The following is a 14312-nucleotide window of genomic DNA, read 5'->3' on the forward strand; positions in this document are numbered from 1 at the left end:
CGCGAAGGCGCGCATCTCGCCCCGAGCGTACCAGGACCAGACCCCCCAGAGCCATGTGCCCCGGCTCAATCCCCCCGGGTTTTCTCCCTGGCCACGGCCGCCATGGGCTCGTTGGCGAGCACGCTTCCACCCGGCAGGACCGCCGTGGGCTCCTCGCCGCGAGCGTGGAGCGGGGTGGGCTCCAGCCGCGTCACCTGCTCCGAGCTCCGCGCCGGTGCGCGGCCTCCCTTGTTCGCGAGGGCTTCCTGGACGATGCGGGCCAGCTCCCGCTGCCCGTGAGGATGGGGGGCGAGCGCTCCCGTCATGGCACAGAGCTGCTCGCGCAGCTGCTGGCCTCGGGCCGTGCGCTCCATCATCCGCCACTGGAGCAGGCCCATGATGGCGGCATCCAGCTCGGCGGGGACGTCCGGGCGGGGGACCGAGGGCGGCACGAGGAAGAGCGGTGGCTCGCCGCGCACCATGTCGGAGGCATCTTCCCCCTGGAAGACGCGCCGTCCCGTGAGTGCCTCATGCAGCGTGAGGCCGAGCGCGAAGAGGTCCGCTCTGCCGTCGAAGGGCTGGCCCCGGGCCTGCTCGGGGGAGAGGTACCCCAGCTTGCCGCGCACCCGGTCCGCCTGGGTGAGCCGGACGTGGATGGCCGCACGGGCCACCCCGAAGTCTCCCAGCTTCACCTCGCCGATTCGCGACAGGAGGATGTTGGGCGGATTCACGTCCCGGTGGACCAGATTCAGCGGGATGCCCTCGCTCGAGGTGCGCCGGTGCACGTAGTCGAGCGCCTCGCCCAGCTCGGCCCCGATGTACGCCACCACCTCGGGAGGCAGCGGCCCGTGGCTCTTGAGCAGCTCGCGCAGGGACAGGCCCTCGATGTACTCCATGGCCATGAAGTAGGTGTCCCCGAACCGGCCCACGTCGAGCACCTGGACGATGTTGGGGTGGCACAGCAGCGAGCCCAGCTCCGCCTCCCGGCGGAAGAGGGTGACGAAGTCCTCGTCCTCGGCATAGGCCGGGAGGATGCGTTTGACGGCCACCACCTTCTCGAAGCCTCCCTCCGGGCTGTAGGTGGCGCGGAACACCTCGGCCATGCCTCCCACTCCCAGCCGCTCGTGGAGGAAGTACTTGCCCAGCAGATCCTTCTCACGGATGGCTTGGAGCGCCTCCTCGGCGCGGTGCGTGAGGTAGCTGGCCACCATCGCCGCCAGCCAACCGATGATGAAGTAGTAGGCGGCCCGCAGGATGACGAGCGGCGGCGTGAACATCAGGGGAATGGGCTCGGCCAGCCGGGGCCAGGCCAGCAGGGCGTAGAGGAGCACCGTCTCGGCGGCCACCAGGCCACCGGCGAAGAGGGCCAGGTGGCGGTTGCCTCGCAGGGCCGCGAGCACGATGGTCGCGCTCCAGAGGACGGCCATGGGATTGGTCAGCGCCTGTTCGACAGTGCCGAAGGCGATGTCGCAGACGAAGAGGTACGCGCCGGTGGAGGTCTCCAGGCCGACGTTGATCCAGTGGAGCGCGGGATGGAACCAGCCGCGCCGCAGCCTCCAGGTCTGCCACCCGTAGTAGAGGGCGAAGAAGGCACACAGGCCCGCGACGGACAGGGCCCGGGGCCAGCCGATGCGGTCGCCCAGCGAGAGCGTGGAGACGATGAAGAGACTGGCGACCAGGGTGATGAACCGGGTCACCGCCGCTTCGCGGGCGGCGACGTCCGCCCGGAAGTGTTCCGCGAGCAGCTGTGTGCCGAGCGGCGCCGCGTTGCCTGGAGGGTCGGAGTGAGGCATGGGAGGCCTCATTCTCTTGCAGCCGGGGCGGCAAGGCGAATCCAGACCTTCCCGTGTTTGGGGGGTTCAGGGCTCGCGGGACAGTTGACGGACGTGGAAGCCCTTCCGGGTGAGCAGGGCGAGGATGCCTTCCTCTCCCACGAGGTGTCCCGCGCCTACCACCGCGAAGTGCGTCTCCGGCTGGTCGAGCATCGTGGCGAGCTGGTCCGCCATCCGCCGGTTGCGGGTGAAGAAGAGGGCCTCGTAGAAGGGCCTCATGGTGGGGTCGTCCACCCGCTCGAAGAGGACCTGAGCGAGGGCGTCGGGGTTGCCGCCTTCCCAGGCGGTGGCGATGCTCGCCATGTACACCGACGTCTGCGAGGACTGCTGGAGCTGCTCGCGCAGCATGAGCTCCTGCACGGATTCCGGGAGCCCGGCGAGCATGCGCAGCTGCTCCTCGATCGTCTCCAGTTCCACGATGCGCTGGGTGCCGCGCGCCTTCGTCAGCAGCATCCGGTCGATACCGCCCGCCTCCGAGTAACCGGCCTTCTGCATCTCCAGGAGGGAGAGCGTGAGGGACAGCAGCCAGGGCCGCATGCGCTCGGCGGCGACCGGGGGGAGTCCCGCCTTCTGGAGCGTCTCGGGCAGGAGTGCCTTCGTCTCGGCGCTCAGGTGCGCGCTCAGCGCATCGGGAGGAGCGAAGGTGCCCAGGCTCAGCATCAGCTGCTGGGTCTTCCCCGGGTCGGCCTTGTCCGGGTCCAGCTCCACCACCAGCGCCTGGGAGCGCGCGAGCGCGGCCTCCATCGAAGGCGGGAAGACGAACTGGCCGGGCCGGCCCAGGTGGACCGAGCCGGTGAGGTAGAGCCGCTTGTCCGGAGCGCCCGGGCGCGTCACCTCCCAGAGGAAGGCACGCTGCTCCGTGGCGGCGGCGGATTGCGGTGTGGAGGCGGGGCGCTCCGCGGAGGTGGTGGCACAGGCGGTGCCGAGGAGGGCGAGGAACGCGAGGAGCAATCGGGTCGGGCGCATGTTCGGTCCGTTGAGGGGGAGGGGCCCATCATGGCCGGGCGGTGTGCCGGTACGCGAGTCTCCGAGGAACGTGCACCCGAAGTCCCGCCGGGATATCCCTCCACCCTGGACGTTCTAGGCTCGTGGTCGGGGTTTTCCCAGGAGGGAGCTCGGATGCGCTCGGTGAGGCTTTTTTCGGTGGGGCTCATGCTCCTGCTGGCTGGCTGCGCCACGGGGCTGAATGGGTTGGGGATTCCTGATGGGGAGGCCATCTACGATGTCCCCCTCGAGGAGCTCTGGCCCTCCGTCCGGCAGTTCTTCACGGACAACGAGCTGCCCTTCCGTGAGGACAAGGGCAACTTCGTGTTGGAGACGGAATGGCGCGAGGAGTTCGGGGGCTCGAAGGTGGCGGGCTTCTGGCACCGCTATCTCGTGCTGGGCAAGCGCGAGACGCCCACGCGCGGCAAGCTGTGGATCATTCGCGACACCCGGAGTGCCAACGGGACACTTGCCCCCGCGGGAGACCAGGAGGCGCTCCAGTCCCGTCCGATCGCGGAGAACGCCATCGTGGCCGGCTCGGCGCAGGGTGTGCGCGATCTGGTGATGGAGTGGAAGGTGTTCCATGCGCTGGCGCCCAGGCTGGCCAGGAAGGCGCCGGACGGAAAGGAGACGGAGGCCGCGAAGGCGGAGGCCCCGGAGGTGAAAGCGGCGCCCGTGCTGGCGGTGGAGTGCGGGCTGCCCATCGTCGGGTTGCCTCCCGAGGTCAAGCGCGGGGGCGTGATGCTGCTGGGCGAGCTGCACGGCACGCGGGAGGTACCGCGCTTCGTCGCGCAGGCGGCCTGCCAGACGGCCTCGAATGGGATTCCCGTGACGGTCGGGTTGGAGCTGCCGGTGGAGCACCAGCAGCTCGTGGCCACCTTCCTCCGCGGTGCTGGCTCGGAGGGCGACTGGCTGAAGCTGATGGAGGCACCCTTCTGGCGCAATCCCCATCAGGATGGGCGGGGCAGCGAGGCGATGGCGAACCTGCTGGAGCAGCTGCGCCAGCTGCGCGCCCGGGGGCTGGACGTGGACGCCTTCGTGTTCGACCACCCGGGGCTGAAGGGCCAGGAGCACGAGGACGCCAGGGCCGCCACGGTGCTCTCGCGGGTGCGCCAGACGCCGGGACGCTTCTTCCTGGTGCTGACCGGCAACATCCACGCACGCGCCACCATCGGGGTGCCGTGGAACAACATCTACCGGCCCATGGGGGTGCTGCTGTCCGGCAAGGTCGAGCTGCTGTCGCTGGACATGGCCTACAACAGCGGCTCGGCGTGGATCTGCGCGGTGGAGGGCGGGGCGCAGGTGGAGTGCGGGGTGCGGCCCGCGCGTGGCAAGGACAACGGGAATCGCTTCTTCGTGCACCGGTTCGAGCAACGGAACAAGGCGGGCTACCACGGCTTCTTCTACGTAGGACCCGTTACGGCCTCGCTGCCCGCGGTGCACCGGGGACTGGGCCGCCCCGGGTCGCGTGACGACTCGCACCATCCGTCCGTGGAGCCGGGGGACATGCGGTGAGCTTGTCAGGATGTCGGGGGGCCATAGTACGTGGACCCTCATGACAGTTTGGAATCGACGTGGGGGGATGGGCTTGTATTCGGCGCTGTGCGTCCTGGTGGGAATGGGATGCCAGACGTCCGCCAGGCCTGATGAGCAGCATGACGCGGCCGCGGTAGTGGAACGGCTCCGCACGCACCGCATGAAGGTGAAGGAGGCGGGCGCCGGGCCTCGTGCCGTGCTTCCGCCCTCGGGTGGGGCGCACGTGGAGCGCGGGGAGGCCGGTCTCACGGTGAAGCCCTCGCGTGAGGGCATGCGGCGTGGGGCGCGCGTGGTGTTGCCCGAGGAGGCCCGGCGGCCCTTCCAGGTGAAGGACCTCGCCTCTGGACTGTCGCTGGACGTGGCGCTCGAGGGGGCCAGCGCGGCGAAGGCCGAGGTGGTGGATGGTTACGTCGTCTACCCGGACGCGCACGCGGGCGGCGCGGACGTGGTGCACCGCTTCACGGCCGAGGGCACCGAGGACTACCTCGCCTTCGAGCGGGCGCCGACGGTGCCGGAGGTGCACTACGGCCTGTCGCTGGGAGCGGGCGTGGCGGGTCTGCGCCTGGTGGAGGACACCCTGGAGTTGCTGGATGGCAGCGGAGCCCCGCGCCTGCGGATGGCGCCGCCCTACCTGGTGGGGGCGGACGGCCACGTCACCCGGGCGCACGTCTCCGTCGAGGGGTGCGAGGTGGACACCCGCGCGCAGGCGCCCTGGGAGCGGCCCGTGACGGCGCCGGGCGCTCGCGAGTGCAGGGTGCGCGTGGGGTGGAACGCCGAGGAGGTGCGCTACCCGGCGGTGCTGGATCCGGTGTGGAGCACCACGGGCTCGCTCGCCACGGCGCGCAGGGCGTTCACCACCACCGTCCTCTCGGACGGCCGCGTGCTGGCGGCGGGCGGCACGGATGACACGTGGTACCCGTCCTCGCGCGTGGAGCTGTATGACCCGGTCACGGGCACCTGGGCCACGTTGGGCTCCATGGCCCGGGCGCGGCAGTTCCACTCCGCCAACCTGCTCGGCTCCGGCAAGGTGCTGGTGGTGGGTGGGGATCGCCCCGGCTATGGGGGGATCAACGTCGTCGAGCTGTTCGACCCCGCCACGGGGAGCTGGAGCAGCGCGGCACCCTCGAACGTCAGCCGCATGTCTCACCAGGCCGTCCTCCTGCGGGATGGCCGTGTGCTCGTCATGGGCGGCGAGGATGCTTCCTATGCCGTGACTCCGAGCGCGGAGCTGTACGAGCCGGTGAGCAACACCTGGACGCTCACCGGCTCGCTCTCGATGATGCGGAGCCGGCACGCCGCGGTGGTGCTCTCCGACGGGAAGGTGCTCGCGTTCGGCGGGAGCTACACCGGAGCGATGGTTTCCTCCGAGCTCTACGACCCGGCCACGGGTACCTGGACGCCCGCGGGCTGGATGTACAACGGACAGTACAACCCCCTGGGCGTGCTGCTCCCCGATGGCCGCGTCCTGGCGGTGGATGGCTCCTCCTCCTCAGTACTCTCGGTAGAGCTGTATGACCCCGTCACGAACACCTGGGCACCCGGGAACAGGCCTGTCTACCCGCGGGGTGATGGGACGCTCAGCCTCCTGCGGGATGGCCGGGTGCTGTTGGCGGGCGGCCTGAGCACGCAGGGCTCCTTCAGCTCGGACCTGTATGACCCCGTCACGAACACCTGGAGCCTCAGCGCCCCGCTGTTGACCGGGCGGTCCCTGCACTCCGCCACGGTGCTTCGGGACGGCCGGGTGCTCCTGGCGGGCGGTGTCAATATCCAGACCTACGCCTGCCTCACGAGCGCGGAGGTCCTCGTGGTGCACGATGACGACGTGACGGCACCCGAGGTCTCTCTCACCTCGCCCTCGGAGGGCGCCTCGGTGGCGGGGGAGATCTCCGTGACCGCGAACGCCTCGGACGACCACGGGGTGCAGCGGGTGGAGTTCTACGACGGCGAGACGCTCATCGGCACCGATGCGGCCGCGCCGTACTCCGTCACCTGGAACGTCCGGTACCTGGCCAATGGACCCCACGTGCTGACCGCCCGGGCCCATGACACCGTGGGCAACCTGGCGACGAGTGTCCCCATCTCCGTCGTGGTGGACAACGACATGGTGCCTCCCACCGTGACCGTCATCTCTCCCGCGGAGAACAGCACCCAACAAGGGGTGATCACCTTGTCGATGGAGGCCTCGGATGACCGGGGCGTGACGAGGGTGGAGTTTTGGGACGGCGATACGTTGCTGGGCACCGACACCACCGCGCCCTACGAGATGAGCTGGAATCTCGCCTCCGTGCCCGGTGGCCCGCATCGCCTCAGGTTCAGGGCCTACGACGCGGCCAGCAATCAGGGTTGGAGCTACATCCTCATCACCGTGAGCCAGCCGGGGACGGCCTCCTACGATAGCGACATGCAGGTGCCCCGGTGTGCCACCGTGGGCTCGCTCTGCGACTCGGGCTCGTACTTTGCCGGGAGGGGCGGGCGGGAGTTCAACCCGCCGAATACCCTCTGGCGCTCGTGCGCGGACGGCACCCTCGAAGAGCACTCCACCTCCAGCTCGATGCTCGACCGCATCCGCGTCTTCACCCGGGATGGGGGTCCGTTCATCGCGGGCAGGCTGGTGGATGTCGAGGTGACCGGGCAGGCCTCGTTCCACTACTCGTGGGAGCGGCTGGAGCTCTACTCCGCGACCGATGCCACCCAGCCGGTGTGGACGTCCCGCGCGCAGTTCGCGCCGTCTTCGCCGGGTCCCTGGACGATGCGCGCCTCCTTCGTGCTGCCCATGGGGGCGGCGCAGGCGGTGCGTGGGCGCTACCTCTCCGGGACCCCCACGGGAGCGTGTGGCACGACGGGCGTCTTTGGTTTCAACTCCTTGGATGACCACGACGATCTGGTCTTCACGGTGGCCGCGGATGTGACGGCCCCCACGGTGTCACTCTCCGGGCCCGCCGAGGGCAGCACGGTGGGCGGCACCATCGAGCTGGCCGCCACGGCGAGCGACGACGTCGGCGTCACCTGGGTCCAGTTCTACGATGGGACGACGCTGCTGGGCACCGCGGCCGCGCCGTACTCCCTCGCGTGGAACTCGAGGGGGGCAGCCAACGGCAGCCACACGTTGCAGGCGAAGGCCTATGACGCCCAGGGCAACGTGGGCACGAGCGCCTCCCTTACCTTCACCGTGTTCAACGACGTGACGGCCCCGGCCGTGTCCCTCACCGAGCCTGGCGAGGGAGTCACGGTGCGCGGCATCATCGCGGTGTCCGCCACGGCGAGCGACGACATCGGTGTCGCCGGTGTCCAGTTCTACGATGGGACGACGCTGCTGGGGACCGACACGACCGCGCCGTACTCGATCTCGTGGGACACGACGCCCGTCCTGGGCGGCAGCCACACGCTGAGGGCGAGGGCCTACGACGCGGCCAACAATATCAGCGCGTTCGTCTCCGTCACCGTCAGGGTGGCCAACGACGTGACGGCCCCCACGGTGTCGCTCACCGCGCCGGCCGAGAACGCCACGGTGAGCGGCTCCATCACGGTGTCCGCCACGGCGAGCGACGACGTCGGCGTCACGCAGGTCGAGTTCTACGACGGGACGACGCTGCTGGGCACCGACACGGCCGCGCCGTACTCGGTCTCGTGGAACACGAAGGGGGGCCCCAACGGCAGCCACACGCTGCAGGCGAAGGCCTACGACGTGACGGGCAACGTGGGCACGAGCACCGCCCTCGTGGTCACCGTCGCCAACGACGTGACGGCGCCCACGGTGTCCATCACCGCGCCTGGCGCGGGCGCCACGGTGGGCGGTGCCACCACGGTGTCCGCCACGGCAAGCGACAACGTCGGCGTCACGCGGGTCGAGTTCTACGACGGGACGGCCCTGCTGGGCACCGACACAGCCGCGCCGTACTCGATCTCGTGGAACGCGGCGTCCGCCGTCAATGGCAGCCACACGTTGCAGGCGAAGGCCTACGACGCCGCGGGCAACGTGGGCACGAGCGCCTCCGTCTCCGTCACCGTGTTCAATGACGTGACGGCCCCCACGGTGTCGCTCACGGCGCCCACCGCGGGCGCCACGGTGAGCGGCACCGCCACGCTCTCCGCTTCGGCGAGCGACAACATCGGGGTCACGCGGGTCGAGTTCTACGACGGGACGACGCTGGTGGGCACCGACACGGCCGCGCCGTACTCGGTCTCGTGGAACACGGCGTCCGCCGTCAATGGCAGCCACACGTTGAAGGCGAAGGCCTACGATGCCGCGGGCAACGTGGGCACGAGCGCCTCCGTCTCCGTCACCGTGTTCAATGACCTGACGGCTCCCACGGTGTCGATCACCGGGATTACCTCGGGCGCTGCGGGGCCTGGCTCCCACACGGTGTCCGTCTTGGCGAGTGACAACGTCGGCGTCATCCGGGTCGACCTCTACGAGGGTGCGACGCTGGTGGGCAGTGACACGACCGCGCCGTACTCGGTCTCGTGGGTCACGTCGAGTGTCGGCATGACGCTGGTGGCGAAGGCCTACGACGCCGCGGGCAACGTGGGTACGAGCAGCCCTGTCACCGTCAACGGAGGCAGTGACATGACGGCGCCCACGGTGTCTCTCACGGCGCCCACCGCGGGCGCCACGGTGAGCGGCACCGCCACGCTCTCCGCGACGGCGAGCGACAACATCGGGGTCACCCGGGTCGAGTTCTACGACGGGACGGCCCTGCTGGGCACCGACACGACCGCGCCGTACTCGGTCTCGTGGAACACGACGGGAGTCGCCAACGGCAGCCACACGTTGCAGGCGAAGGCCTACGACGCCGGGGGAAACGTGGGCACGAGCGCCCAGATGCAGGTGACGGTCAGCAATGTCGCTCCGTCACCGGGGATGGCGGCCTATGACGGCACGCTGGGTGCGCCCCGGTGTGCCTCCGCGGATGTGTCCTGTGACTCGGGCACCCTGCTCAATGGCCGGGCCCAGCTGGGGCCCGAACTCAACGCGCCGAACACCGTGGACACGTGCACCGACGGCACCAGCGGTGGCTACCATTCCGACGAGTCGCTGGACCGGCTGAAGGTGTCCACGGTGGATGGTTCCCCTCTCGCGGCGGGGAAGACGCTCCGCATCGAGGCCACGGTGTGGGGGTACTCCGCCTTCAGCTCCGACTACCTGGACCTCTACTACGCGCCGGATGCCAGCGCGCCGAGCTGGATGTACATCGGTACGATGACGGCCACCGCCGCGGGCTCGCACGTGCTCTCCACGACGTACACGCCGTCCTCGGGGAGTGCCCGTGCGGTGGTGCGCGGCGTGTTCCGCTACGCCGGCAGCCTCTCCTCGTGCGGTGGGGCTGCCTACTCGGACGTGGATGATCTCGTCTTCAACGCGCAGTAGCGCGTGAGACATGGAGGGCACGGGCGTGGGCCAGACGTCGCTTCCGTGCCCTCCTGGAATTCGAGCTTGGATTACTCGATGAAATGAGACTCCTCGTACTCGATCGTCGTATCAACCGGGGTTCCGAGGTTGCGCTCCTTGTACTTGTATCCCGCCTCGTGGTGCTTGCGGACGGACATGGAGACGCGTGGCTCTTCGGCGAGGCCCAGCATGCCCGCGAGCACGCCTGGAACGTTCTCTCGATGCATCCCCAGGAAAGGGATGTAGCAGCCGCATTCACCGCAGCAGACAGGTTTGGCGCGGAGGTAGTGGAGGGTGAGCCAGATTCGTATTCGCTGCCCTTCGAGTTCGACGTGCGTGACCTCGAAGGGAACCCAGGGGTGGCCGCCAACGGTGGCCAGCGCTTCGGTGACGGATTGGAGCAGTTCCGGGTCCGACATGTCTGGAGGCGTCATGGGCTCGTGCGGCCGGGCAATACCTCCCGCAGGCATCGCGAGATGTCCCCGCGCCAGGTCCACTGCTGGGGATAGCCGAGCGAGGCCTCCTCGAAGCGCACCCCGTCGCGCCACAGCGTGGCGGGCATGTGCAGGTGGCCGGAGACGACGACCTCGGCGCGGAAGCGCAGGTGCCAGTCCTCCGTCTTCTTCGTGCCGCACCAGATGGAGAAGCGGGGGATGCGCGGCAGCCGCACGTGCTCGTAGCGCAACGGGAAGTGGTTGATGAGGATGGTGGAGCAGTCCGCCGGCAGTTGCTCCAGCCGGGCGAGTGTCTGCTCCACGCGCGCCGCGCACCAGGCGGACCGGGTCGGATACGGGTCCGGGTGCAGCATGGCCTCGTCGGTGCACAGGATGTGGTGCTCCATCGCCCAGGCCACGGCGTCCTTCTCGGCCACGTGGTCCGGGCGGAACGAGTAGTCGTAGAGCAGGAACATCGGCACCAGCACCCGGTGCGGTCCCTCGCCCGGCCAGCGGGGATACGGGTCCTCGGGCGTCAGCACGCCGTGCGAGCGGCAGTGCTCCACGAGCTGCTGGTAGCGGGCCTCGCCTCGGAGGGCCGGCTGCTCGCGTGCCATCGTCCACAACTCATGGTTGCCGGGCACCCACACCACCTTCTGGAAGCGTGCCGTCAGCGTGCGCCAGGCGAAATCCATGTGCTCCAGCGTCTCGCCTACGTCTCCGGCGACGATGATCCAATCCTCGGGATGGGGGGCGAGCGATTCGAGCGCCTTGCGGTTGTGCTCGTAGCGCACATGGAGATCACTGAGGGCGTAGAGCTTCATGGTGGGGGGCGTGAACCGTCCACATTACTGGACTCCCGAGCGGCGTGGTCGTTTCGCGTGCGCTTTTCCTTCGGGCCTCCTCAGGGCACCATGGGACTCGCGCTTCGGCCTTCCGAATGACGAACGAGTCACCCCAGGCACGTCATGCCCGGAAGCCTGCTTCCCAGGCTCCGCAGTCCCCGGCTCCCACCCCCGAGCCCGCCGATCTCATCGTGCGCTCGGTGCTGCCGGAGGACCTGTTGGTGGCGTTGGAGAGCGAGCGCTCCCTGTACCGCTGGGTGATGCTCAAGGGCGCCGAGGACGTGCGGCTGGAGGACGAGTCGATGCTCGGCCTCACCCCCCAGCCCGCCGCGGACGCGAGCTGGGGTGGGGGACAGCTCATCGGCTTCCTCCCGGACGAGCGCAAGTTCGTGGGGGAGATCGTCCACGTGGACCCCACGAACGGGCGCGTCTTCCTCTCCACACGCTCGCTGAGCCACATCCCGCCCGAGGTGCTCTCCGCCGAGCGCTGGGCCTTCCAGCCCTATGACTTCTCCGAGGCGCTCCTGGCGGCCTCGCGGGCCTACGACTCGCGCGGGCCCCGGGTGCGCGAGGCGCTGGACCGGGTCCGTGGAATCATCCCCGACGATGGCGCCGGCCCCTCGCCCGGGCCCGAGGACCTCTGGGAGAAGCCGTGGTCGCTCCTCTGGGGGCCACCGGGCACGGGCAAGACGGAGACGGTGGCGCGGCTGCTCGCGCAAGCCATTCAACGCAACCCCAAGGAGCGCATCCTCGCGGTGGCGCCCACCAACCGGGCAGCGGACACGCTCGCGCTGCGGGTGGCGCGCATGCTGTCCAAGGCCGGGGCCCTGCACGCGCCGGACACCACGTGCCGCATCTTCCGGGGTGGCATTGGCGTGGGCCCGGAGCTGACGAACGCCTTTCCCGCCGTCCTCCAGGACTCGCGTTACCAGAAGCAGGCGGCGCGCATCGAGTACATGGAGGAGCGCGTGCGCCGCGAGTACCTCGAGGGGGCGCCTCCCTCGCGGCTGGCCACCGTGAAGGCGGAGCTGCGCAAGGTGCGTGACGGCCTCACGGACGAGACGCTCTTCGTCGCCCGCGAGGGGCACGCCACCCTCATGGTGCTCACCGTGCACCGGGCGCTGCGGCTCGTGTCCGAGCTGGAGGGCGCCGAGCGTTTCGACCGGCTGGTGGTGGACGAGGCGGGCATGGTGTCGCGCGCCGCGGTGGGGCTGCTGGCGCCGATGGCGCGCAAGGTGTTGCTGGGCGGGGACCCGAAGCAGATCGGCCCGGTGAGCCGCGCGCTGGAGGGCGTGGAGCGGCCGGTGCAGACGTGGATGCGCGGCTCGCCGCTGTCGCACCTGGAGGATGCGAAGGCGGCGGTGGAGGCCTCGCACGTGCTGCTGTTGCGGACGCAGCACCGCATGCACCCTCAAATCGGCTCCGTGGTGAGCCACTTCAGCTACGCGGGGATGCTGGAGGACGGCGAGGGCCCGCGCACCCGGCAGCCGAAGACGGTGGACGTGTACCCGGCGGCGCGTGCGTGCTGGGTGGTGCTGGACGAGGCCACACGGGACGCGCGCCGCGTCTGCCACGAGCGGGGCGAGTCGGGCCGGGGCTACCGGAGGCCCTTCTCGGCGGAGCTGCTGGTGGCCCTGGCCGCGCCCGCGCTGAAGGCGGGGCTCAAGGTGCTGGCGGTGACGCCGTACCGGGCGCAGGCGGCGTTGCTGCGGGCGCTGGCGCAGCAGAAGGGGTGGAGCGAGTCGCGCTTCCAGGCTTCCACCATCCACCGGCAGCAGGGCACCGAGTACGACGTCGTCGTGGTGGACACCGTGGCCGCCGGGCGCCCCTTCCCGCCGAGCGAGCTCACCCCCATGCTCAACGTGGCGGCCAGCCGCGCCCGTGAGTACCTCTTCGTCCTCTCCTCGCGCGCCGAGTCCGAGGCGGCCATCCCCTCGCAGTTGCTGGAGCTGCTGACGCCGGTGGCTCCCAGCCTGGAGCCGCGTCTCTCGCTGCAACCCCTGCTGGTGATGCCGGGCGTGCGCGCGCAGGTGGCGAAGCGGCCCGAGGGGCTGGGGCAGGAGATCGACTCCCTGCGGGGCATGGGGCCGCTCTTCACCCAGGAGCAGGTGGCCCTCTTCGAGCGCCGCTTCGACGAGGGGCACCACCTGGTGCGCGGGGTTGCGGGCAGCGGGAAGACGTACGTGCTGGCGCAGTGGGTGGCGCGCTACCTCGCCGAGCACCCGGACGCGCGGGTGTTGGTGTCCTTCTTCAACAAGGCGCTGACGCCGTTGCTCTCGCGGCTGTTGGTGGCGGCGATGCGGCAGCGGCTCGGCAAGCGGGCGCAGCTGATGACACAGCGGGTGACGCTCATGCACATGACGGGCACGGGCTCCTTCGCGCCGGAGAGCTTCGACGCCGTCTTCGTGGACGAGGCGCAGGACCTGAGCGCCCCGGAGCTCGCGCACCTGTACTCGCTGGCCCGTCCGCTCTCGCGCGGCGAGGGGCCTCCGCTCAAGGCCTTCCTGCTCTTCGCGGACGACTCGCAGAACGTGTACGGCAACAGCTCCGTGGAGGCCTTGCGCAAGGAGCTGCCGGCTCTCGACTTCACCGGCCGGGTGCGCGTGCTGCACGAGGCCTTCCGCTCCACGCGCCAGGTGTCCGAGCTGGCCTTCAACGTGGTGTTGGATCCACTCGGCCTGCACCGGGTGGCCAACCCGGGCATGCGCGAGTTCATGCGCGCCCACGAGCTGCGCGAGCAGGGCCTGCTAGAGGAGCCGGTACCGGGAGTGGATGGGTTGTACCGGCTGCAAGCCACCGAGCGCGAGGGCGTGCTGCCGGTGGTGAAGGCCTTCGATTCGGCGCAGGCGGAGGAGGTCTGGCTGGTGCGCGAGGTGAAGCGGCTGAGCCAGGAGGAGGGCGTGCAGCCCTCGGACGTGCTGGTGGTGGCGCCGGTGCGGCCCGCCCGGCTGGCCGAGGCACTGGAGCGCGAGGGGTTGAAGGCGGTGGCCTTCGGCGGGCGGAGCGGCCAGGACGTGTCCGGCTTCAGCGTGGGGAAGGTGGACTACATCCGGGTGACGACGGCCTTCTCGTGCAAGGGGCACGAGAGCCCGGTGGTGTTCTTCTGCGGTGTGGACGCGCTGGACGACATGTCGTGGATGGAGACGAAGCCAGGGCGCACGGAGCGTGAGTTGGAGCGCACGCGCCGCGCGCTCTTCTACGTGGGCGCCACGCGGGCCATGGTGCGCCAGTACGTGAGCGGGCTCGCCGGGGCGCGCTTTACCCGGGCGTCATGGGAGTACGCGCGAGCGCTCGCGCGCGGCGCCCGCTGACG

General features: G+C 70.0%; 7 protein-coding genes. 3 read left to right on the plus strand and 4 right to left on the minus strand.

The genetic code is table 11. From position 1 onward, the window contains the following. Nucleotides 1-65 precede the first annotated feature (65 nt). Both BO221_RS02600 and BO221_RS02605 read right to left on the minus strand, forming a co-directional pair. Entirely contained in the window at nt 66-1772 is a 1707-nt protein-coding gene (locus tag BO221_RS02600) for a serine/threonine-protein kinase (RefSeq protein ID WP_073558718.1), read from the minus strand. Nucleotides 1773-1838: 66 nt separating this feature from the next. Then, complete coding sequence (locus BO221_RS02605; RefSeq protein WP_073558719.1) at nt 1839-2777, minus strand: TraB/GumN family protein; 939 nt, start codon at nt 2775-2777, stop codon at nt 1839-1841. Between the two features lie 153 nt (nt 2778-2930). Here BO221_RS02605 and BO221_RS02610 point away from each other — a divergent pair, with 153 nt between their 5' ends. Both BO221_RS02610 and BO221_RS02615 read left to right on the plus strand, forming a co-directional pair. Continuing rightward, the gene (locus BO221_RS02610) at nt 2931-4310 is read left to right on the plus strand and encodes a hypothetical protein (protein ID WP_073558720.1); all 1380 of its coding nucleotides are present in this window, start codon (nt 2931-2933) and stop codon (nt 4308-4310) included. Nucleotides 4311-4377: 67 nt separating this feature from the next. Continuing rightward, nucleotides 4378-9699, plus strand: a complete 5322-nt coding sequence (locus BO221_RS02615) for an Ig-like domain-containing protein (protein ID WP_073558721.1) — start codon at nt 4378-4380, stop codon at nt 9697-9699. Nucleotides 9700-9770: 71 nt separating this feature from the next. Here BO221_RS02615 and BO221_RS02620 read toward each other — a convergent pair whose 3' ends face one another. Together BO221_RS02620 and BO221_RS02625 are read right to left on the minus strand one after the other, a co-directional pair. Then, complete coding sequence (locus BO221_RS02620) at nt 9771-10154, minus strand: hypothetical protein (RefSeq protein WP_073558722.1); 384 nt, start codon at nt 10152-10154, stop codon at nt 9771-9773. Next, nucleotides 10151-10978 carry a metallophosphoesterase gene (locus tag BO221_RS02625; protein WP_073558723.1) on the minus strand — a complete coding sequence of 276 codons (828 nt, stop codon included), beginning with the start codon at nt 10976-10978 and terminating at the stop codon, nt 10151-10153. Before BO221_RS02625 ends, BO221_RS02620 begins: the two co-directional genes overlap by 4 nt. Before the next feature lie 116 nt (nt 10979-11094). On the opposite strand from BO221_RS02625, the gene BO221_RS02630 reads away from it, so the two are divergent. Next, nucleotides 11095-14310, plus strand: coding sequence for an AAA domain-containing protein (locus BO221_RS02630; protein WP_073558724.1), 3216 nt, complete (start codon nt 11095-11097; stop codon nt 14308-14310). The last annotated feature ends 2 nt before the right edge of the window (nt 14311-14312 follow it).

Origin of the sequence: Archangium sp. Cb G35 (assembly GCF_001896145.1) — a bacterium.
Taxonomy (GTDB): Bacteria; Myxococcota; Myxococcia; order Myxococcales; family Myxococcaceae; genus Archangium; species Archangium violaceum.